20 protein-coding genes are annotated in these 20350 nt (G+C 65.4%); 16 read left to right on the top strand and 4 right to left on the bottom strand.

Features of this window, described 5'->3' with window-relative positions; all coding sequences use genetic code 11:
• Positions 1–58: 58 nt before the first annotated feature.
• The 14 genes from OG874_RS32995 to OG874_RS32930 all read left to right on the top strand — a co-directional run bounded on the left by OG874_RS32995 (position 59) and on the right by OG874_RS32930 (position 14509).
• A complete protein-coding gene (locus OG874_RS32995; RefSeq protein WP_330250987.1) occupies positions 59–1105 on the top strand; it encodes a DUF6779 domain-containing protein in 1047 nt (348 codons plus the stop codon).
• Positions 1106–1237: 132 nt separating this feature from the next.
• Positions 1238–2185, top strand: a complete 948-nt coding sequence (locus tag OG874_RS32990) for a Rossmann-like and DUF2520 domain-containing protein (RefSeq protein ID WP_330250986.1) — start codon at positions 1238–1240, stop codon at positions 2183–2185.
• Positions 2185–3246, top strand: coding sequence for a pantoate--beta-alanine ligase (gene panC, locus OG874_RS32985; RefSeq protein ID WP_330250985.1), 1062 nt, complete (start codon positions 2185–2187; stop codon positions 3244–3246). The genes OG874_RS32990 and panC overlap by 1 nt, the downstream gene beginning before the upstream one ends.
• 14 nt (positions 3247–3260) lie before the next feature.
• Positions 3261–3680, top strand: a complete 420-nt coding sequence (panD, locus tag OG874_RS32980; RefSeq protein ID WP_330250984.1) for an aspartate 1-decarboxylase — start codon at positions 3261–3263, stop codon at positions 3678–3680.
• A complete protein-coding gene (locus tag OG874_RS32975) occupies positions 3680–4474 on the top strand; it encodes a type III pantothenate kinase (RefSeq protein WP_330250983.1) in 795 nt (264 codons plus the stop codon). Before panD ends, OG874_RS32975 begins: the two co-directional genes overlap by 1 nt.
• Positions 4475–4652: 178 nt before the next feature.
• Entirely contained in the window at positions 4653–5249 is a 597-nt protein-coding gene (locus OG874_RS32970; RefSeq protein ID WP_330250982.1) for a cysteine dioxygenase, read from the top strand.
• Entirely contained in the window at positions 5249–5680 is a 432-nt protein-coding gene (locus OG874_RS32965) for a rhodanese-like domain-containing protein (RefSeq protein WP_330250981.1), read from the top strand. Before OG874_RS32970 ends, OG874_RS32965 begins: the two co-directional genes overlap by 1 nt.
• A gap of 384 nt (positions 5681–6064) precedes the next feature.
• Positions 6065–7531 carry a lysine--tRNA ligase gene (gene lysS / locus OG874_RS32960; protein WP_330257520.1) on the top strand — a complete coding sequence of 489 codons (1467 nt, stop codon included), beginning with the start codon at positions 6065–6067 and terminating at the stop codon, positions 7529–7531.
• 114 nt (positions 7532–7645) lie between these two features.
• Positions 7646–8008 carry a histone-like nucleoid-structuring protein Lsr2 gene (locus OG874_RS32955; RefSeq protein ID WP_330250980.1) on the top strand — a complete coding sequence of 121 codons (363 nt, stop codon included), beginning with the start codon at positions 7646–7648 and terminating at the stop codon, positions 8006–8008.
• A gap of 262 nt (positions 8009–8270) precedes the next feature.
• Positions 8271–8831 (top strand): FHA domain-containing protein, encoded by a 561-nt coding sequence (locus tag OG874_RS32950; RefSeq protein WP_330257519.1) that lies wholly within the window; start codon positions 8271–8273, stop codon positions 8829–8831.
• A 146-nt stretch (positions 8832–8977) separates the two neighbouring features.
• Positions 8978–9658: an anthrone oxygenase family protein gene (locus OG874_RS32945; protein WP_330250979.1), complete on the top strand. Its 681-nt coding sequence runs from the start codon at positions 8978–8980 to the stop codon at positions 9656–9658.
• 332 nt (positions 9659–9990) lie between these two features.
• A complete protein-coding gene (locus tag OG874_RS32940) occupies positions 9991–10929 on the top strand; it encodes an esterase/lipase family protein (RefSeq protein WP_330250978.1) in 939 nt (312 codons plus the stop codon).
• A gap of 249 nt (positions 10930–11178) precedes the next feature.
• Complete coding sequence (locus tag OG874_RS32935) at positions 11179–13737, top strand: ATP-dependent Clp protease ATP-binding subunit (protein WP_330250977.1); 2559 nt, start codon at positions 11179–11181, stop codon at positions 13735–13737.
• A 124-nt stretch (positions 13738–13861) separates the two neighbouring features.
• Positions 13862–14509 carry a vWA domain-containing protein gene (locus OG874_RS32930; protein WP_330250976.1) on the top strand — a complete coding sequence of 216 codons (648 nt, stop codon included), beginning with the start codon at positions 13862–13864 and terminating at the stop codon, positions 14507–14509.
• 61 nt (positions 14510–14570) lie between these two features.
• Here the strand turns inward: OG874_RS32930 and OG874_RS32925 are convergent, their stop codons facing one another.
• The 3 genes from OG874_RS32925 to OG874_RS32915 all read right to left on the bottom strand — a co-directional run bounded on the left by OG874_RS32925 (position 14571) and on the right by OG874_RS32915 (position 17703).
• A complete protein-coding gene (locus OG874_RS32925; RefSeq protein WP_330250975.1) occupies positions 14571–15398 on the bottom strand; it encodes an LLM class flavin-dependent oxidoreductase in 828 nt (275 codons plus the stop codon).
• A gap of 284 nt (positions 15399–15682) precedes the next feature.
• The gene (locus tag OG874_RS32920; RefSeq protein WP_330250974.1) at positions 15683–16396 is read right to left on the bottom strand and encodes a response regulator transcription factor; all 714 of its coding nucleotides are present in this window, start codon (positions 16394–16396) and stop codon (positions 15683–15685) included.
• Positions 16393–17703, bottom strand: a complete 1311-nt coding sequence (locus OG874_RS32915) for a sensor histidine kinase (RefSeq protein WP_330250973.1) — start codon at positions 17701–17703, stop codon at positions 16393–16395. Before OG874_RS32915 ends, OG874_RS32920 begins: the two co-directional genes overlap by 4 nt.
• 144 nt (positions 17704–17847) lie before the next feature.
• Here OG874_RS32915 and OG874_RS32910 point away from each other — a divergent pair, with 144 nt between their 5' ends.
• Positions 17848–18750 (top strand): ABC transporter ATP-binding protein, encoded by a 903-nt coding sequence (locus OG874_RS32910; RefSeq protein ID WP_330250972.1) that lies wholly within the window; start codon positions 17848–17850, stop codon positions 18748–18750.
• A complete protein-coding gene (locus tag OG874_RS32905; protein ID WP_330250971.1) occupies positions 18747–19610 on the top strand; it encodes an ABC transporter permease in 864 nt (287 codons plus the stop codon). Before OG874_RS32910 ends, OG874_RS32905 begins: the two co-directional genes overlap by 4 nt.
• A 66-nt stretch (positions 19611–19676) precedes the next feature.
• Here the strand turns inward: OG874_RS32905 and OG874_RS32900 are convergent, their stop codons facing one another.
• Complete coding sequence (locus OG874_RS32900) at positions 19677–20282, bottom strand: TetR/AcrR family transcriptional regulator (RefSeq protein ID WP_330250970.1); 606 nt, start codon at positions 20280–20282, stop codon at positions 19677–19679.
• Between the last annotated feature and the right edge of the window lie 68 nt (positions 20283–20350).

Below are 20350 nucleotides of genomic sequence, written 5' to 3'. Positions count from 1 at the left end.
CCGGAATCGTTGCACGGTAATCTGGGCGCGGCTGGCTGATCAAGCTACCCTGGCGTGCATGGTTTCACCCTCCCGTAGCAGCACCTCTCGTCGACGGCGGGACGACGCGGGAAAATTGTTCATCGGCGTATTGATTCTGCTCGGTCTGGTTGCCAGCGTTTTCCTGGTTTTCAGCGACAGTGTGCAGTTTGTTCGGATCGGCTTGGTGGCGGCGCTGTGGGCCGCCGTTATCGGCGCATTGGCCGCGACGCGGTATCGCAAGGAAGCCACGATCGATAAGGCCAAGGTCCGTGACCTGCAGACGGTCTATGAGCTCCAATTGGAGCGCGAGGTCACCGCGCGGCGGGAATACGAACTCGGCGTCGAGGCGCGGGTGCGCGAGGAAGTCGGGGCCGAAGCGGGCGAAATGGCCGCGCTGCGAGCCGAACTCACCGTGCTCCGGCAGAGTCTGCAGCGGCTCTTCGACGGCGATCTACCAATGGATCAACCCGCCCTACGTGCCGATGCGACCCGTATTCAGGAGTTGCCGAGCGCATTCGGAAATTCGTCCAACGATAGCTCGGCGAATGCCGACGGTTGGTTGTATGCCGCATCCCAGCAATCACACAGCACCGTCACCCCGGTCTTCGAGGCCGATCATCCGCAGGCCCCGCTGTTCGCCAGCCCCTTCGACGATCCGGTGACCGCGGAGACCGCCGTGGTATCCATCGACGATCTCGACGATCTCGACGATGCCGAGATCACCGACGTCGATATCGACGACCGGCACTACACCGAATCGCTCGGCTCGACGTCCGGCGGCTGGGCGGACGCGTTCACCGAGGACCCCGATAAGTCCCCGGTTCCGCCACGGCTGGCCCCACTGGACGAGACCCCGCCGCCGCTGGCCCCGCCCGAGCCGTCATTCATCGATCTCTCGACACCGGAGCCCCCGCGTCCCGAACCCGCCCCACGCCCGACGACCTCGGTCCCGCCCGTCGGCACCGCCAGCTCCCGTCGGCGTCGCCGGGTCGACCCCGACGCCGATTCCGGCAACTCCTCCCGCCGCCTCTCGGTAGCCGAGATCATGGCCAACCTCCAGTCGGAGGAAAACGGCCGCAGATAACCTTCGGCACGCCCGAGGTGCGTTGTAAATCACGCAGGTGCCCCGTGGCATCGGCGAACTGTGGCCCGATATCCTCGGACTGAACGTCTGGTACCCGCTTGCCGGGACTGGAACGACATCGAGAGGACAACGTTGACCTCGAGAAGCGTCAACCCTGACAACGCTGCTTCGGGTTATGACCCCGCGCCCGCACGTCTGACGATCGGAATCGTCTCGGCGGGACGCGTCGGCTCCGCACTCGGCGTGGCACTCGAGCGAGCCGGACATGTGGTGTTCGGCGTCGCTGCGATTTCCGATGCCTCCGTGCACCGGGCGCGCACTCGACTACCCGATTCCGAGATCCTGCCCGTCGAACAAATCGCCGCACGCAGTGAACTGTTGCTGCTGGCGGTTCCCGATGCCGAACTGCCCGGACTGGTGCGCGGGTTGGCCTCGGCCGGCGTGGTCCGGCCCGGCACGATCGTCGCGCACACCTCCGGCGCGAATGGCGTCGGCGTGCTCGCCCCGCTGGCCGAGCGCGGTGCACTACCCCTGGCCATCCATCCGGCCATGACCTTCACCGGACACGACGAGGACGTCGCCCGCCTCGGCAATGCCTGCTTCGGCATCACCGCCGCCGACGAGATCGGTTTCGCCATCGCGCAATCGCTGGTGATCGAGATGGGTGGCGAGCCGGTCAAGGTGCGCGAAGAAAACCGCCAGCTCTATCACGCCGCGCTCGCGCACGGCAGTAATCACCTGGTCACGGTGATCCTGGATGCGGTCGAGGCGTTGCGCGCGGCGCTGGTCGGCCCCGGCCTGCTCGGCCAGCAGATCATCGACGATCAGCCCAATGGTTTGGCCGAGCGTCTGCTCGCGCCCTTGGCCTCGGCCGCGCTCGACAACGCACTGCGCCGCGGTCCGGCCGCGCTGACCGGTCCGGTGGCGCGCGGGGACGCGGATGCCGTCGCCGCGCATCTGGCGGCGCTGGTGGCGGTCGATACCCGCCTGGCCGCGGGCTACCGCGCCATGTCGCTGCGCACGGCCGAGCGCGCGAAGGCCGATCCGGCTCTGATCGAGCTGCTGGAAGGAGGCCGATAATGGATCCGACATTGTCCAACGCGTACCGGCGCGGTGAGTTGACCGTGCACCACGATCCCGAGGTGATCGCCGCGGTCTCCAAGGCGCTGCGCGGCGTCGGCCGCACCGTCGGACTGGTGCCGACGATGGGCGCGCTGCACGAGGGGCACCTCGAGATCGTGCGCCGGGCCAAGCGGACGAATCAGGTCGTCATCGTCTCGATCTTCGTGAACCCCTTGCAGTTCGGTGCGAACGAGGATCTGGACAAGTATCCGCGCACCCTCGACGCCGATGTCGAACTGCTGCGCAACGAGGGCGTCGAGCTGGTATTCGCGCCGAGCGCGGCCGATATGTACCCGGAAGGCCCGCGCACCACTGTGCATCCGGGCCCGATCGGCGCCGAACTCGAAGGCGCCAGTCGGCCGACGCATTTCGCGGGCATGCTGACCGTGGTGGCGAAGCTGCTGAATATCGCGCGCCCGACCGAGGCGTTCTTCGGCGAAAAGGACTACCAGCAGCTCACGCTGATCCGGCAGATGGTCCGCGACCTCAATATGGACGTGAAGATCGTTGCGCTGCCGACGGTCCGCGAACCCGACGGTCTGGCACTGTCGTCGCGCAATCGGTATCTCGATGCGGCGCAGCGCGAATCGGCGCTGGCCCTGTCGGCGGCATTGGCCGCTGGTCGGCATGCGGGCGCGTTGGGCGCGGAGGCCGTGCTCGCTGCGGCGCGCGCGGTGTTCGACGCCACCCCCGGCGTCGATGTCGATTACCTCGAATTGCGTTCCGCCACGCTCGGCCCGTCCCCCGCGAACGGCAATGCGCGGCTGCTCGTCGCGGCCAAGGTCGGCGTCACCCGCCTGATCGACAACACCGCCGTCGCACTCGGCGCGCCGGTCGACGGCGGCGGTGTCGTTTCGAGCGACCTGCAAGCAGTCGCTAGCGGTGTCGTTTCGAGCGACCTGCAAGCAGTCGCTAGCGGTGTCGTTTCGAGCGACCCGCAAGCAGTCGCCAGCGGCCCGACACTCCCCGGCTCGCGCGCCGCCGCGAGCGACTCCCAGCCTGCTCAGGCCAACATTTAGGAAAGGCGACAGCGATGTTGCGCACCATGATGAAGTCGAAGATCCACCGCGCCACGGTGACCCACGCCGACCTGCACTACGTCGGTTCGGTGACCGTCGACCAGGATCTGCTCGACGCCGCCGATCTGCTCGAGGGCGAGCAGGTCTGCATCGTCGATATCGACAACGGCGCCCGCCTGGAGACCTACGTGATCGCCGGTGAGCGTGGTTCCGGTGTCATCGGGATCAACGGCGCCGCCGCCCATCTCGTGCACCCGGGCGATCTGGTCATCCTGATCGCCTACGGCATGATGGACGAGCGGGAGCTGACGGAATACGCGCCGAAGGTCGTCTTCGTCGACGAGCGCAATCGCCCGATCGATCTCGGTTCCGATCCGGCGCACGCGCCGGCGGGTTCCGGTCTGGTCACTCCGCGCTCGCTGACCACTGTCTGATGCTGCTGGCCATCGATGTCCGCAATACCAGCATCGAGCTCGGATTGTTCTCGGGCAGTGGTGATCACGCGAAGCTGGTGCGGCACTGGCGGATGCATACCAATCCGCTGCTGACCGCCGACGAATTCGCCATGCAGGTGCGCGGGTTGGTCGGCGAAGACGTGGCACAGATCGTCGGAGTTTCGGCGCTGTCCACCGTGCCGCCGATACTGCGTGAGATCCGATCGATGCTCACTCGCTATTGGGATCAGGTACCGCATGTGGTGGTGGAACCCGGTGTGCGAACCGGTATTCCACTGCTGGTCGACAATCCCAAGGAAATCGGCGCGGACCGCATCGTGAACACCCTTGCCGCACATCATCGTTTCGGCACGGCCGCGATTGTCGTGGATTTCGGTACCGCCACCACCGTTGATCTGGTGTCGGCGAAGGGTGAGTTTCTCGGTGGAGTGCTCGCGCCGGGTGTGGAGATCTCCAGCGAAGCGCTGATCGAGCGGGCCGCATTGCGCCGGGTGGAGTTGGCCCGGCCGCGTTCGGTGGTCGGCAAGAACACTGTGGAGGCCATCCAATCCGGGGCGATTTTCGGCTTCGCCGGTTTGGTAGACGGACTGATCGATCGGATTCGCGATGAATTCGACACCTTCGCCGGTGACGATGTCGCGGTGGTCGCGACCGGTGCCACCGCACCGCTGATAGTGCCGGAATCGGAGACCATCGACCACCATGAGCCGCATCTCACGTTGACCGGATTACGCCTGGTCTACGAGCGTAATCAGCGTCGCAAGGGTGCTTGATATGCCTACCGTGGGTGCGCGCTGATGGCCGGACACTTTGCCGCCGGTTTATGCACTGCTACACTCGCGTCCATGTATTTCCGCGTGAGCACCCAGGAGTGTTGTCGAGGCTGACTGCCTCGACCGTTCGAGGCTGACCTAGTCCCTCGACCGTCGACATACTCCTGGAGATTCGCTCATGCGTTCTTCTGTTCTTTCCATCAATTCGGCACGTAGCGCCTTGTCGGCCACCCCGCCGCTCGATCGTGCGATCTCCTCCGCATTACCCACCCGCCTGCGTCCCGCCGATCTGCTCCGGCTGACCGACGAGGGCGCCGAAGACGTGCTCGCGGGGCGCTACGACCATCTGTTGCCCGCCAATGGAATTTGGCCCGCCGATGAGCGCTGGGCGACCCGGTTGCTCGCCGACGACGAAGTCGATGTCTGGCTGATCAGTTGGACGCCGGGCAAGTCCACCGAATTGCACGACCACGCCGGATCACTCGGCGCACTGACTGTGCTCAGTGGCGCGCTCTCGGAATTCCGCTGGAACGGAACGGAATTGCGCCGCCGCACGCTGACCGCGGGCGACCAGGCCTCGTTCCCGATCGGTTGGGTGCACGACGTGATGCGTGCGCCCGCCGCCATTGAATCCGCGGGACCGCTGGATCCGACGCTCAGCGTGCACGCCTATTCTCCGCCGCTCACCGCCATGTCCTATTACGAGGTCACCGGACACGGCACACTGCGGCGCTCCCGAACCGTCCTCACCGACCAGCCCGAAGGTGATATGTAATGACCCGTTTGACCATCGATCAGATGCTCGAGAACGCACGGGCCCGCCTGAAGCGGATCTATGCCTTCGAAACACCGAAGGCGATCGACCGGGGCGCGATTCTGGTGGACATCCGGCCGCAGGCGCAACGCGCTCGCGAGGGCGCACTGCCCGGCGCGCTGGTGATCGAACGGAATGTCCTGGAATGGCGTTTGGATCCGTCGAGTTCAGCTCGGTTGGCGCTGGCCACCGATCACGAGGTGGAATGGATCGTTGTCTGCTCGGAGGGCTATACCTCCAGTCTCGCCGCTGCCGCGTTGCAGGAACTCGGTCTGCACCGGGCCACCGATGTGATCGGCGGCTACCAGGCATTGAAGGCGGCCGGCCTGCTCGCCGTCGGAGTTCGGGCGCCGCACTTCGCCCGTGAGGTCGAGGCGCTCGCCACACTGTAATTAGGCCGAACCACTTCCATCTCGAAACATACGGGCGTGCAATGGCTTTCGGTTGATTGCCGGAACGCGTCCGATATTCGGCGTGCGCGCGAAGCCCGGAATGCGGGGTGTTTTGCCGGGTTCGGGCCGATGTCGGCTCGTTACTGGTGGACAGTGGCCGGGCGGCTCGCAAAACGGTTTTTGGTGCCCGCTAGTGTTGTCGGACGTGAGTGAGCGAAGCGAGCGAACCATCAGCACAGCAGCAATGCTCGCGACGGAGCCGAGCGTCAGCGAGGCGCAGTCGTGAGCACCCCGAACACGCCCTCGTCCGGTCGCTCCTCGGGCTCGGTTCCCGCGGGGCAATCCAACCGTCCCGCCGTCGAAGCGGATGACGTCCCGGAGCAGATGCGGATTCGGCGCGAGAAGCGCGAGCGGCTGATCGCAGACGGCGGTGACGCGTATCCGGTGGTGGTGCCGCGCACGCATACTCTCGGCGAAATTCGGACCGCCTATCCGGACCTCGAGCCCGACACTCGGACCGGTCTGAGTGCCGGTGTCGTCGGCCGCGTCATTTTCCTGCGTAATACCGGCAAGCTGTGTTTCGCGACGCTGCAGGAGGGCGACGGCACCAAGTTGCAGGCGATGATCAGCCTCAATGGTGTCGGCGCCGACGCGCTGGCGGCCTGGAAGGCCGATGTCGACCTCGGTGACTTCGTATTCGTGCACGGCGAGGTGATCTCTTCGCGGACCGGTGAATTGAGCGTCATGGCCGATTCCTGGTCGATGTCGGCCAAGGCCCTGCGGCCGTTGCCGGTGGCGCACAAGGAGATGAACGAGGAGTCGCGGGTCCGGCAGCGCTATGTCGATCTGATCGTGCGTCCCGAGGCCAGGGAAATGGCCAGGACCAGGGTCGCGGTGGTGCGCGCGATGCGCAATGCGCTCGAGCACCGCGGCTTCCTCGAGGTGGAGACCCCGATGCTGCAGACGCTGCACGGCGGTGCCGCGGCGCGGCCGTTCCGTACCCATTCCAACGCCCTCGATATGGATCTCTACCTGCGAATTGCGCCCGAACTGTTCCTCAAGAGATGTGTGGTCGGCGGCCTGGAACAGGTCTTCGAGATCAACCGGAACTTCCGCAACGAGGGCGCCGACTCCACGCATTCGCCGGAGTTCGCAATGCTGGAAACGTATCAGGCATACGGCACCTACGATGACTCCGCGCGGATGGTTCGGGAATTGGTGCAGGAAGTTGCCGAGGAGGTGTTCGGCACGCAGGTGGTGACCCTTGCCGATGGCACCGAATACGATCTCCGGGGCGAGTGGGCAACGGTCGAGATGTACCCTTCGCTGTCCGATGCACTCGGCGTCTCGGTGACTCCGGAAACTTCGATCGAGGAATTACGCGCGCTGGCAGATCGGGTCGGTCTCGAAATTCCCGAGGACAAGGGCTATGGCCACGGCAAACTGGTCGAAGAACTGTGGGAGCACCAGTACGGTGACAAGCTCTACGCGCCGACTTTCGTCCGCGACTTCCCGGTCGAGACATCACCGCTGACCAGACAGCATCGCAGCAAGCCCGGAGTTACCGAGAAGTGGGACCTCTATGTGCGCGGCTTCGAGTTGGCAACTGGCTATTCGGAGTTGGTCGATCCGGTGATCCAACGCGAGCGGTTCGTCGATCAGGCGCGGCTGGCCGCACAGGGTGATGACGAGGCGATGGTGCTCGATGAGGACTTCCTCGCCGCGATGGAGCACGGCATGCCGCCGACAACGGGTACGGGTATGGGAATCGATCGGTTGTTGATGGCACTGACGGGTTTGGGAATCCGGGAAACGATACTGTTCCCAATTGTGCGTCCAGTCACGCGCTGACGATCGGATTGCACATCAGAGGCTCGGGTTGGAATTTTCGGAATTCGGGGTATTCTTACGTCGGGTAATCGGCCTAGTATGCGGGTCGCACGATTTCGAGAGGACGTTCATCTCATGGCAAAGAAGGTCACCGTTAGCCTGATCGACGATGTCGATGGTGAGTCCATCGCGGACGAGACCATTGAGTTTGCGATCGACGGTGTGTCGTACGAGATCGACCTGTCGTCGGCAAATGCTGCACAGCTGCGCGACGGACTGGAACAGTGGGTTTCGAGTGCTCGGCGCGTGAGTGGCCGACGCCGGGTCAAGGCCGCGGTCGGTGCGGCTGCTACGAGCCCGAAGAGCCGGGTCTCGATCGATCGTGAACAAAGCGCCGCAATTCGCGACTGGGCGCGCCGGAATGGACACAAGGTCTCCGCGCGGGGTCGTATCTCCGCCGACATCACCGACGCGTACAACAAGGCCGCGAAGGGCTGAGTTCTTTTTTTATTGGGCTGCCGCCCGGGCGAATCGTGCGACGCCCGGGCGGCGGCTCGTTTGCGATACGCCTTCGATATGAGGAAGGCCGGGGGTCGGGGATCTCGTTGACTGATCTTGCTCGCGGTACCAGGAAGCGGCACCATGGAACTGTGCGAAGGGTGTCACTGGCGGTATGGAGAGATGAGGTATCGGCGCGGTGACTGGTTTCGTCGGATCGTTGTTGCGGTTCACCGATGACGAGGGCCGTCAGCAGGAGTTCATGCTCACCGCGGACCAGGAGCGCGTCACCATCGGGCGTTCCCCGCACGCCGATGTGGCGTTGCGCTGGGACGCGGAGGTCTCGCGCCTGCATGCCGCGATCGAATACCTCGGCGCACACTGGACCATCGTCGATGACGGCCTTTCCCGCAACGGCACTTTCGTCAACGGCGAGCGACTCGTCGGCCGGCGCAGGCTGATGGCGGGCGATCGGATCCGGGTCGGCACCTCGCTGGTGTCGTTCCACGATTTCGGTGGTGTGGCCGATGACGCGACTCGAACCTCGACCGGCACGATTCCCACGCTGCGCTCGCTGACCGACACCCAGCGCTCGGTGCTGATCGCACTGTGCCGTCCGTATAAGAACGGGGCAGGTTTCGCGACCCCGGCCTCTAATCAGCAGATCGCCGAGGAATTGTTCCTCAGTGTCGACGCGATCAAGACCCATCTGCGCGCGCTGTTCGCCAAGTTCGGTGTGGAAAATCTGCCGCAGAATCAGAAAAGGGTCCGACTGGCCGGTTTGGCCATGCAGAGCGGGCTGATCTCTGATCGGGACTTGTGAGTCCACCCCCTGGTGCCAACTGTGGACGGTGGCTTAGGTAGCCGAGCGCCTCAACCATGGATGGTCCGGACGGTAACCGGTGTACTTGACTCATCGCCGGACCGAATAAATCGGACCAGGTCCGGGTTTCGAGGCAGGAGAAATTCATGTTCGCGCTACGACTCGCCGCGCTGGTGGCAGCCACCCTCGCAACCGGCCTGATCGCGGGCGTTTTCTACGCTTATGCGATATCGGTGATGCCCGCGCTGAACCGCACCGGTGATCGCACGATGATCGATGTGATGCAGAAGATCAATGTGGTGATCATCAACCCGTGGTTCATGATCGGGTTCCTCGGCACCGTCGGTTTCACCGTCGTCGCGGCCGCACTGCATTTGGGCAAGGATCACCGCACCACGTTGATCTGGCTCGGTGTCGCCCTGGTGCTCAATGTGATCGCGTTCGCGGTGACCTCCGGATTGAATGTGCCGCTGAACGATCAACTGGCGGCCGCGGGTGATCCGGCGCAGATCGGTGACCTGGTCAAGGTGCGCGCCGATTTCGAATCCGCTTGGGTCCGTTGGAATATCATCCGCGCGATCATCCATACGCTGGCCTTCCTGGTGCTGTGCGGCGCGCTGTTCGTGGTCGGCATCCAGCACGGTCGCACGCAGGCCTCGGGTTCAGCTGGTGCGCAGCAGGTTTCGCAGGATCGGCCGGCGGCGCAGTTCGGCGCGCCGACCGCTGGTCAGCCGCACCAGGCGCCGATCATGGCTCAGCAGTTCGCATTTCGGCCCGCTACCGCGCAGTATGGTTCGCCCGCGACCGGGGGCCGCTACCTCGGTTAGGGGGTTATCTGTGCCGCCGTCGGCGGGTCGATCACTGATCGACTCGCCGACGGCGGTTTTTGGGGATAGCAACTCCGAATCCGATACGTCGGCGATCGTTCTCGCGACGCCCGATTTCGTCGTTCTGGCGACCGTCACGGGCGGGGTGGGCAACGATGCCGCCACGACCGGGAGAACGCGCCTGAGGCCGATCTACGCGCCGAAAACGGCGTCCCTGCGGCCGCCTCGAATGCGGGTCGCGATGATTCGTGCGGGGACTTCGACGAACCACCTCCATGGCGGCCATAAGTTGCGCTACGTTCTGGAACACGTTCCAGATTTTGGAGGTCGCCATGCGGGGTGTTCCAGGGGTCGCGCTCGTCATCGGCGTGCTCGCCGCGCTGTGGGTCGGTGCGGCGGGGCCGGCGCGGGCCGAGTATCCGGTCGACTACAACTTCTTCGCGGGGATTCCGAATGAGCTGATCAACCATGGTGGTTCGCTGCCGGGCTCGAATGACTGGTCGTGTAAGCCGAGTGCCGAGCATCCCGATCCGGTTGTGCTGGCGCACGGCACCGGTGGTGGTGCGCAGACCAATTGGGGCCTCTACGCACCGTTGCTGGCCAACGAGGGTTACTGCGTCTTCTCACTGACCTACGGCGCCTACGACCTGCCGTGGCCGATCTCCGCGGTGGGCGGCATGCTGCCGATCGAGCAGAGCGCGGTGCAGTTCGGCGCGTTCGTGGATCAGGTGCTGGCGGCGACCGGTGCGAACAAGGTGGATGTGGTCGGGCATTCGCAGGGCACGGTCATGCCGAACTATTACGCGAAGCGCCTCGGCGGCGCGGACAAGATCGATAAATATGTATCGATCGCACCGGCCTGGCAGGGCTCCAACGCGGGCGGCGGTGCGGACATGGCGGCATTTGCCGATCGCCTCGGGGCCGGGCCCTTCTTCCAGGCTGCGGTCGGTTCGCTGTGCCAGGCCTGTACCGAGTTGTTGCGCGATTCCGCGTTCCTGAAAGACCTCAACAGCGACGGCGTCTACGTCCCCGGCATCACCTACACCAACATCATGGCCGGTCTCGACGAGATCGTCGTCCCCTACAGCTCGGGTTTCGTCACCGGACCGAACGCGACCAACATTGTCGTACAGGACGGCTGCGCGTCGGACTTCTCCGAACATCTGGCCATCGCGGGCAGTCCGCGCACCGCTCGCTTCGTCCTGAATGCCCTCGATCCGGCGCACGCGCGTGCGGTGCCGTGCGAGTTCGTGCCGCCGTTCACCGGGTAACACCATGGTTGGGAAGCGCTGAGCGGCGATTTCGCTCAGGGCAAAACCTGAGCGGAAACGTATCCCGCAACGAGCACGTTATGAGTGAATGACCGTGCTGTCGCCGGTCCCCAATAGGGTGGACTGGAGGCGGCGTAATCCCCTGCCAACTAGAGTGGAGGTCGGGGCCGCAACCCCCGGGCTTCATGGCAGGCTGACGCCACAGAAGCGTCGGACGCCAGAATGTCGGAGCAGGAGAGTGAGGGAGCGATGTTCGAGAGGTTCACCGACCGCGCGAGGCGTGTCGTTGTCCTGGCCCAAGAAGAGGCCCGGATGCTCAACCACAACTACATCGGCACCGAGCACATCCTGCTTGGGTTGATCCACGAGGGCGAGGGCGTAGCGGCGAAGTCGCTGGAGTCCCTTGGTATTTCGCTGGAGGGTGTGCGCAGCCAGGTGGAGGAGATCATCGGCCAGGGCCAGCAGGCCCCGTCCGGTCACATCCCGTTCACCCCGCGTGCCAAGAAGGTGCTGGAACTGAGTCTGCGCGAGGCGCTGCAGCTCGGCCACAACTACATCGGCACCGAGCACATCCTGCTCGGCCTGATCCGTGAAGGTGAGGGTGTCGCGGCGCAGGTGCTGGTGAAGCTGGGTGCCGATCTCAACCGGGTGCGCCAGCAGGTCATCCAGCTTTTGTCCGGATACCAGGGCAAAGAGCCGGTCGAATCCGGTTCACGCGGCGAGGCCGGGACTCCGTCCACCTCGCTGGTGCTCGACCAGTTCGGCCGCAATCTGACCCAGGCCGCCCTCGAAGGCAAGCTCGACCCGGTCATCGGCCGCTCGAAGGAAATCGAGCGCGTCATGCAGGTGTTGAGCCGCCGCACCAAGAACAACCCGGTCCTCATCGGCGAGCCCGGTGTCGGTAAGACAGCGGTGGTCGAGGGCCTGGCCCAGGCCATCGTCAACGGCGAGGTCCCGGAGACGCTGAAGGATAAGCAGCTCTACACCCTCGACCTGGGTTCCCTGGTCGCGGGCAGCCGCTACCGCGGTGACTTCGAAGAGCGCCTGAAGAAGGTGCTCAAGGAGATCAACACCCGCGGCGACATCATCCTGTTCATCGACGAGCTGCACACACTCGTCGGTGCCGGTGCCGCCGAGGGCGCGATCGACGCGGCCTCGATCCTGAAGCCGAAGCTGGCCCGTGGCGAGCTGCAGACCATCGGTGCGACCACCCTCGACGAGTACCGCAAGTACATCGAGAAGGACGCCGCACTCGAGCGCCGGTTCCAGCCGGTGCAGGTCGGCGAGCCGACGGTCGAGCACACCATCAACATCCTCAAGGGTCTGCGCGACCGCTACGAGGCGCACCACCGGGTCTCCATCACCGATGGCGCGCTGGTGGCCGCGGCGACGCTGGCCGATCGCTACATCAACGACCGGTTCCTGCCGGACAAGGCGATCGACCTTATCGACGAGGCCGGTGCGCGCATGCGCATCCGTCGCATGACCGCTCCGCCGGACCTGCGCGAATTCGACGACAAGATCGCCGATGCGCGCCGGGAGAAGGAAAGCGCGATCGACGCGCAGGACTTCGAGAAGGCGGCGCGACTGCGCGATAAGGAAAAGCAGCTGGTCGCCAAGCGGGCCGAGCGCGAAAAGCAATGGCGCTCCGGTGATCTCGACGTCGTGGCCGAGGTCGACGACGAGCAGATCGCGGAGGTGCTGGCCAACTGGACCGGTATCCCCGTCTTCAAGCTCACCGAGGAGGAGACCACCCGTCTGCTCCGTATGGAGGACGAGATCCACAAGCGGATCATCGGCCAGGAGGATGCCGTCAGGGCGGTCTCCAAGGCGATCCGCCGTACTCGTGCCGGTCTGAAGGATCCGAAGCGTCCGTCGGGCTCGTTCATCTTCGCCGGTCCGTCCGGTGTCGGTAAGACCGAGCTGTCCAAGGCGCTGGCGAACTTCCTGTTCGGCGACGACGACGCGCTCATCCAGATCGATATGGGCGAGTTCCACGACCGCTTCACCGCATCGCGGCTCTTCGGTGCCCCTCCCGGGTACGTGGGCTACGAAGAGGGCGGCCAGCTCACCGAAAAGGTGCGCCGCAAGCCGTTCTCGGTCGTTTTGTTCGACGAGATCGAAAAGGCACACCAGGAGATCTACAACACCCTGTTGCAGGTCCTCGAGGACGGTCGTCTCACCGACGGCCAGGGTCGTACGGTCGACTTCAAGAACACCGTGCTGATCTTCACCTCGAACCTGGGCACCTCGGATATCTCCAAGGCCGTTGGTCTGGGCTTCACCCAGAGCAATGCCGAGGGCTCGAACTACGAGCGGATGAAGCTCAAGGTCAACGACGAGCTGAAGAAGCACTTCCGGCCCGAGTTCCTCAACCGTATCGACGATGTCATCGTCTTCCACCAGCTCACCACGGATCAGATCGTGGAGATGGTGGATCTGATGATCGGCCGCGTCGCCAAGCAGTTGAAGAACAAGGACATGGAGATCGAGCTCGCCCCGCAGGGCAAGGCGCTGCTGGCCAAGCGCGGCTTCGATCCGGTGCTCGGTGCTCGGCCGCTGCGTCGGACCATCCAGCGCGAGATCGAGGACCAGTTGTCGGAGAAGATCCTCTTCGGCGAAATCGGTGCGGGTCAGACCATCGTGGTCGATGTCGAGGGCTGGGACGGCGAGGGCTCCGGCGAGGACGCCAAGTTCACCTTCACCGCTAAGGCGAAGCTGACCAAGGAGCCCGCGACGGACGAGAAGCCCGAGGTCGTGCTCACGGGTGCGGGTGAAGGCACCGTGGCCGAGGCCGCCGGCGAGTAAGTCTCACGGCTCGAAAATGCCGCCCACCAATTTCCGGTGGGCGGCATTTTTCGTTCGTGCCCGCGGTGTGAGCAGCGGCGTACCGTGGGGAGCGTTCATCGAATTTCCGACACGGGGGTGCTAGGTGACGAATTCAGATCTGACGCTGATTGCCGTATTGCTGGATCGCTCGGGGTCCATGCAATCGATCAAATCCGATACCGAGGGCGGCTTCGACGCCTACGTCGAGGAACAGCGCAAGGTGCCGAAGACGACGCTGGTGACGTTGGCTCAGTTCGATACCGAGTACGAACTGGTCTACGCGAATCGGCCGATCGGTGCGGTGCCGCCGCTGAGCCTGCAGCCGCGCGGCGGCACGGCGCTGTATGACGCGGTGGGGCGGCTCGTCACCGACGTCGGCAGCGAACTCGCCGCGCGTCCCGAGCACGAGCGGCCCGGCACGGTGATCGTCGTGGTGCTCACCGACGGGCATGAGAATTCCAGTCGGGAGTGGACGCATCCGGCGGTGAAGGCGCTGATCACCCAGCAGCAGGAGAGTTACTCCTGGGACTTCGTATTCCTCGGCGCGAATATGGATGCTGTGGCCGTAGGTTCCGCACTGGGCTTCGACCCACGCCGTTCGCTCACCTATGGCGCGACACCCGCGGGTGCCGCCGGTGTATTCGCTTCGGCCGCGGCATATTCGGCGCGGCGCAGCATGGCCGCGCCGGGACAGGCTGTGGATGGATTCACCGATGCCGAGCGGAAGGCGGCCAATCCGGACGGGAAGTAGTTCTTCCAACCGGAATGTCGCGGTCGCGAGGGGCGCGACCGCGGCATTTCTCGTTTCCGGATCAGGCAGGCGGGTTCGTGAACCGGGCCAGTGCCGGGGCGAAGGCGCGGGCCAGTTCGCCGGGGACGATCAGTTCATCGATCCCGTACTTCTCCCGGCGATATTCCAGCACCTCGGCGACAACCATCGGATCGGCGTCCAGCACACCCGCCGATCCGGCCGCCCGCAGTCCGTCCGCGGTGAGGCCGAGTCGCTTGCTCAGCCAGCACGGCAGCTCGTCACCGATGCCGACCAGCTGATGGGTGAAGCGCACATCGCGATCGGTGTTGTCCCGCACCACCCGCACCATTTCGGCAAGGTCGGTCTCGGTGGCCTCGGGTCCGGCCGCCAGCAGGATGCGATCGGCGAAACCCGCTGCGACGGCGAGCATTCGGGGTCCGTTGGCGGCAACGACGACCGGTGGTACCGGATCGACCTGTGCGCGAACGGCTTGTACGGTGGCTATCAGCTGTTCGCGACGCTGCGCCGCCGAACCCCATGGCATCCCTAGCCGTTCGGCCTCCGAACTCGCATCGGGACGCCCCGACCCGATGCCGAGCTCGAATCGTCCATCCGAAAGCAGTTGCAGCGCAGCGGTTTCCCGCACGGTGACGGCCGGATTGCGCAGCGGAGCGGCCAGCACGTTCGGCCGCACCCGCACCATGGTGGTGACCGCCGCCGCGGCCGCCAGCGCCGGGAACGGCGATGGCGTGTTCAGTGTGTCCGGAAGCAGGATCGTCCGATAGCCCTGCTGCTCGGCATCCTGTGCCGCACGGGCCCATTCGGCGCCCGAACGCGGTGTGATGACGATTCCGAAGGTCATGGCCGCGGGCTGTGTGAAAATGTTCATGCCCCAACCATGCTCGTTGTGAGCCTTTCCGGGCATCGGCCTCTCGACGATATTCGCCCTACGCCTGCATGCGTAGGTGATGGGTGCAGCGAATGCCGTCTACTCGATATTTGCTACTCGGTGACGCGGCTCACCCAACATCGTTTTCTGAATTATTGCCGGTGCGTGCGTATGGCCGCTTGCCGTGGCCGCAGGCTCACTACCTAGGTTCTCGCACGAGGTTGCGAGGTGTGACGAGCGCCGACCGAATCACCGCGCGAGCAGACTTGCCGCGTGCTCGAGTGCTACTGCCAGCCGGGGCGGACCAGGCCGGATTCGTAGGCCATCACGACCAACTGGGTGCGGTCGCGGGCGTCGAGTTTCATCAGGATGCGGCTGACGTGGGTGCGGGCGGTGGCGGGGCTCATGAAGAGGCGTTCGCCGATTTCGGCGTTGGTGAGGCCCTCGGCGACGAGGGCCATCACCTCGCGTTCGCGGTCGGTGAGTTCGGTGAACGCGGCGGGCGGGGGTTGTTTGGCGTGGGCGGAGAATTCGGCGATGAGGCGGCGGGTGACGCCGGGGGAGAGCAGCGCGTCGCCCGCGGCGACCACCCGGATGGCGCGCACGAGGTCGGCTGGTTCGGTGTGTTTGACCAGGAAACCCGTCGCGCCGGCGCGCATTGCCTCGAAGACGTATTCGTCCAGTTCGAAGGTGGTCAGGACGACCACCTTGACCTCGGCGAGTTTCGGATCCTCGGCGATCATCCTGGTGGCGGCCAGGCCGTCCAGGACCGGCATTCTGATATCCATCAGGACCACATCGGGGGTCAGGCTGCGGGTCATCCGGACGGCCTGCTCGCCATTATCGGCCTCGCCGACCACTTCGATGCCGTCCTGTGCGTCGAGCAGCGCGACGAACCCGCCGCGCACCAAGGCTTGATCGTCGGCAACCAATACTCGGAGCCCGCCCGTCTCCCGGCCGCCACCCCGCATCGAATCGCCTTGCGATCCTGTATTCATCTGGCCTCCTCCTGAGCCCCCACCTGGGACGGTAGCCGAGCCACCACCCGGAACCCGCCGCTGGGCCGCGGACCCGCGATGAGCTGGCCGCCGAGGGCGTGCGCGCGCTCGCGCATGCCGAGGATGCCATTGCCGCCGCCCGGTCCGGACTTCGATTGTGTCCCGGGGCTGCGGGCGTTGTCGATGGTGATCTCGACCGAGTCCGCGGCGTAGCGCACGGTCACCGCGGCGGGGGCGCCGGGCGCGTGGCGCACCACGTTGGTCAGCGACTCCTGGATGATGCGCGCCGCCGCCACATCGACGACGCTGGGCAGTTTGTGTGCGGTGCCGATGACGCGGGTGTCGACGGTGAGGCCGGCCGCGCGGGCGCGCTGGAGCAGTGCGTCCAGATCCTCGATGCTCGGCGCCGGGCTCCGCGGGGCGGCGGGTCGCGGCGGTGCCTCGGCGACTACCGAATTGTCTTGGGTCCGTTCGGAATCTCGGCGGTCGGTGGTGGATTCGGGGGTGCGCTCGGCGTCAACGGCCGGCTCGTCCGGCGCGACGGGCGTCGGGCTGCCGCTGCGGATCGCGTGCAGCAGCGTATGCACTTCGGCCAGCGCGTCCTTGCTCGCCGATTTGATCGCGGCAAGCGCGGATTCGGCCTGTTCCGGCTTTTTGTCGAAGAGCTCGAGCGCCACCGAGGACTGCACGTTGATCAGCGAAAGGCTATGCGCCAGCACGTCGTGCAACTCGCGCGCTATCGCGAGCCGCTCCTCGCTGGCCCGCCGCTCGCGCTGTGCCTCCTCGTCGCGGCGTGCCGCCTCGGCCCGCTGCCTGCGCGCCACCAGTGCCGCCTTGCGCTGGCGGATGCCCTCGGCGATCGCGACGAGCACACCGAGCCAGGCGATCATGCCGAATGCGAGCCGTGGGTCGGCCGGGTGCCCGATCATGGTCGGCAGTGGCCAGACCAGTGCGAGATAGCCGATCGGCGCGAGTGGATAGGTCCACCAGCGTGATCCGACGATCGCGGCGGTGAGGAAGGCGATCACCAGCGATACGAAGATCGGGCCGTAGCCGTAGCCGCGCAGCAGGTACACCGCGCAGGACGTGATCGTCACGAGCAGGACCGGCAGCGGGTACGGGCGGCGTAGCGGCAACGCCATCGGACCGACCAGCAACAGCACGTAGCCGAACACGTCGAGCGAGTGCACTCCGGTCTGGCTCAGATTGGCGCCGCGCCCCCCGGCGACCTGGATCACCCCGACGACGAACGCGAGGACCCAGTCCTGAACGACCGGGCCACGTTTCGATTCCCCTGGCGCTGTCACACATGCAGCCTATTAGCCGCAACGCCGCCAGACGTCCGCCGCGCTACGTATGTGTGGAAGTCGATGCACGTAGTCCTGTGTGCGTATGTCGAACGTCGCCGCGCGACGGATGTGTCAGCCCTGGTCGGGGCGGATTCTCGGTGCATGACAGATTCCATCGTGGTCACCGCAGGGCTGACCAAACGCTACGGCACCCACACCGCCGTCGAGGGCGTGCACATGAACGTCGCGCGCGGCGAGATCTACGGCTTCCTCGGTCCGAACGGAGCGGGCAAGACGACCACGCTGCGCATGCTGGTCGGGTTGATCCGGCCCAGTGCCGGCACCGCCACCGTGCTGGGGCATACCCCGGGCGATCCGGCGGTAGTGCGCCGCATCGGTGTCCTCATCGAGGGGCCGGGCTTCTACCCCTACCTCTCCGGCCGCGACAACCTGCGGGTACTCGCGAAGTACCGCGGCCTCGACCGCGCCGACGTCGAGGAGGCGCTCGATCGTGTCGGCCTCGCCAACCGCGCCGACGACAAGTTCCGCACTTATTCCCTTGGCATGAAGCAGCGCCTAGGTGTCGGCGCGGCCCTGCTCGGCCATCCCGATCTGCTGATCCTGGACGAGCCGACCAACGGCCTCGACCCGCAGGGCATGGCCGAAATGCGTGAGCTCATCACGACTCTCGCCAGTGATGGCCATACGGTATTGCTGTCCAGCCACATGCTGAGCGAGGTGCAGGAGATCTGCGATCGCGTCGGCGTTATTTCCGGTGGCAAGCTGCTGACCGAATCCACTGTCGCCGAATTGCGCGGCGCCTCTTCGCTTTTGCTCCGGGCCGAACCGCTGGAGGTGGCATTCCCCGCAGTGCGCCGCGTGGTCGGCGAGCGTTCGGCGATGTTGACCGCGGGCGGTATTCGGATCGAGGCCGGTGCGGCCACCGCCCCGATGGTCGCCCGCGCGGTCGTCGAATCCGGCGCGGATCTGCTGGAACTGCGGACCGATGAGAAGTCCCTGGAAGAAGTGTTCTTCGAAATGACCCAACTGGAGCCGGTGAAATGAACGGGCAGACAATGAAAGACCTGATGGCGAGCACGAAAGCGGAAATGCTGCGACTGCGTAAGTGGCCGGCGTTCTGGATCATTCTCGGAACCTGGATTCTGTTGAATCTGACGTTCTCCTACCTCTTCAATTACCTCGCCTACTCCTCGGGCGATATGAAGACGATGTCCAATGGTTTGCCGAAAGACGTTCTGCTGCACCAGATGCTGCCTGCGGCGGTGCCGGAGGTATTCACTCAGGGCATGGCGATGTTCGGTGGTGCGCTGATGCTCATTCTCGGCGCGCTGACCATCGGCAGCGGATATGGCTGGGGCACTTGGAAAACCGTGCTCACCCAGGGGCCGTCGCGGACCACTGCGATCAGCGGTGCGCTGATCAGCCTGGCGCTCACGGTTGTCGCGCTGGTGGGCGTCGCGTTCGTGGCCGATATCGGCGTCGCCTCGATCATCGCGACCACGCAATCGCAGTCTCTCGCATTGCCGGGATTGGGCCAGGCGGCGAACGGAATCATCACCGGCACAGCGATTCTCGGAATGTGGACGCTGGCGGGTGCGCTGATCGGGGCGATCGCCCGCGGTCCGGCACTGGCCGTCGGCCTCGGTCTGGTCTGGGTGCTGGTGGTGGAGAACCTGTTGCGCGGCGTGGCGGCGATCTTCAGTCCGATCAAGGTGATCACCGATCATCTGCCCGGCACCGCGGCGGGCTCGATGGCCGGGGCGATGCGGACGGTGGAGGGGCCATCGACGCCGGGGGTGCTGGACATCTTGTCGCGGACACAGTCGCTCATCGCGCTGGTGGCCTACGTCGCGCTCTTCGTGGCGGCCACGATGTGGCTGGTGCGGCGGCGCGATATCGTCTGACACCCGGGACACCGAAACCGTTGGTGGACAACAGTTCGTCAGCGGTTTCGGTGCTCTTGCGTTCGCTCATCGCAGTACGGCACGGGCCATCCCGGTCAGGGCCGCCGTGATCTGTGCGGAGGTGAGTCCCCGTTCGCGCTGCTGCTGGTAGACCTCGGCGGCCAGCGGTGCGAGCAACGGATCGACCATCGCGTCCGGCTCCTCGACATCCGCGGCCACCAGTAGCGATCGCACGTGCAGATACCAGAATCCGTACGCGCCGGTCGCGAACCGCGCACCGCCGGTCTCCGCGCCGAGCACCAGATCCGCGTGCCCGTCCAGCAATTCGACCATCGCGGCGTAGAAAGCGGCCAGCCGCTCGGCGGGTGCGGCGCCGGGGCCGAGCGGCGGCGCACCGCGCAGCAACTTCTCCTGCAGGGCGCGTTCGTGTTCGTCCAGTAGTGCGACGGCGATCGAATTCTTATCCGGATAGCGGCGATACAGCGTGCCGCGCCCGACCCCCGCCGCCTTGGCGATGTCGTCCATCGTGACGGTGCGCGGATCCCGGGTAGCGAACAGTTCGGCGGCCGCGGCGAGCACCTTGGCCCGGTTGCGGGCCGCGTCAGCGCGCTCGGCCGGCGCCGCGGATTCCGCCGTCGAATGCCCGCTGAGCAGGTCCATATCGCTGTTCATGGTCCCGACTGTACTCGATTTCCGAGGTAAATGGACATTGTGTCCGGTTGTCGCTAGAGTCGATCTCA

Source organism: Nocardia sp. NBC_00565, from assembly GCF_036345915.1.
Classification (GTDB): domain Bacteria; phylum Actinomycetota; class Actinomycetes; order Mycobacteriales; family Mycobacteriaceae; genus Nocardia.
The sequence above is the reverse complement of the archived record's forward strand: the minus strand, read 5'-3'. Positions and strand labels throughout refer to the sequence as shown.

What these genes read in the sequence shown, in the direction of transcription:
- OG874_RS32975 (WP_330250983.1), top strand. Translation starts at nt 3,680, where the DNA reads ATGCTGCTGGCCATCGATGTCCGCAATACCAGCATCGAGCTCGGATTG.
- lysS (WP_330257520.1), top strand. Translation starts at nt 6,065, where the DNA reads ATGCGGATTCGGCGCGAGAAGCGCGAGCGGCTGATCGCAGACGGCGGT.
- panD (WP_330250984.1), top strand. Translation starts at nt 3,261, where the DNA reads ATGTTGCGCACCATGATGAAGTCGAAGATCCACCGCGCCACGGTGACC.
- OG874_RS32905 (WP_330250971.1), top strand. Translation starts at nt 18,747, where the DNA reads ATGAACGGGCAGACAATGAAAGACCTGATGGCGAGCACGAAAGCGGAA.
- OG874_RS32940 (WP_330250978.1), top strand. Translation starts at nt 9,991, where the DNA reads ATGCGGGGTGTTCCAGGGGTCGCGCTCGTCATCGGCGTGCTCGCCGCG.
- OG874_RS32910 (WP_330250972.1), top strand. Translation starts at nt 17,848, where the DNA reads ATGACAGATTCCATCGTGGTCACCGCAGGGCTGACCAAACGCTACGGC.
- OG874_RS32925 (WP_330250975.1), bottom strand. Translation starts at nt 15,398, where the DNA reads ATGAACATTTTCACACAGCCCGCGGCCATGACCTTCGGAATCGTCATC.
- OG874_RS32995 (WP_330250987.1), top strand. Translation starts at nt 59, where the DNA reads ATGGTTTCACCCTCCCGTAGCAGCACCTCTCGTCGACGGCGGGACGAC.
- OG874_RS32945 (WP_330250979.1), top strand. Translation starts at nt 8,978, where the DNA reads ATGTTCGCGCTACGACTCGCCGCGCTGGTGGCAGCCACCCTCGCAACC.
- OG874_RS32950 (WP_330257519.1), top strand. Translation starts at nt 8,271, where the DNA reads ATGCTCACCGCGGACCAGGAGCGCGTCACCATCGGGCGTTCCCCGCAC.
- OG874_RS32970 (WP_330250982.1), top strand. Translation starts at nt 4,653, where the DNA reads ATGCGTTCTTCTGTTCTTTCCATCAATTCGGCACGTAGCGCCTTGTCG.
- panC (WP_330250985.1), top strand. Translation starts at nt 2,185, where the DNA reads ATGGATCCGACATTGTCCAACGCGTACCGGCGCGGTGAGTTGACCGTG.
- OG874_RS32935 (WP_330250977.1), top strand. Translation starts at nt 11,179, where the DNA reads ATGTTCGAGAGGTTCACCGACCGCGCGAGGCGTGTCGTTGTCCTGGCC.
- OG874_RS32965 (WP_330250981.1), top strand. Translation starts at nt 5,249, where the DNA reads ATGACCCGTTTGACCATCGATCAGATGCTCGAGAACGCACGGGCCCGC.
- OG874_RS32900 (WP_330250970.1), bottom strand. Translation starts at nt 20,282, where the DNA reads ATGAACAGCGATATGGACCTGCTCAGCGGGCATTCGACGGCGGAATCC.
- OG874_RS32955 (WP_330250980.1), top strand. Translation starts at nt 7,646, where the DNA reads ATGGCAAAGAAGGTCACCGTTAGCCTGATCGACGATGTCGATGGTGAG.
- OG874_RS32920 (WP_330250974.1), bottom strand. Translation starts at nt 16,396, where the DNA reads ATGAATACAGGATCGCAAGGCGATTCGATGCGGGGTGGCGGCCGGGAG.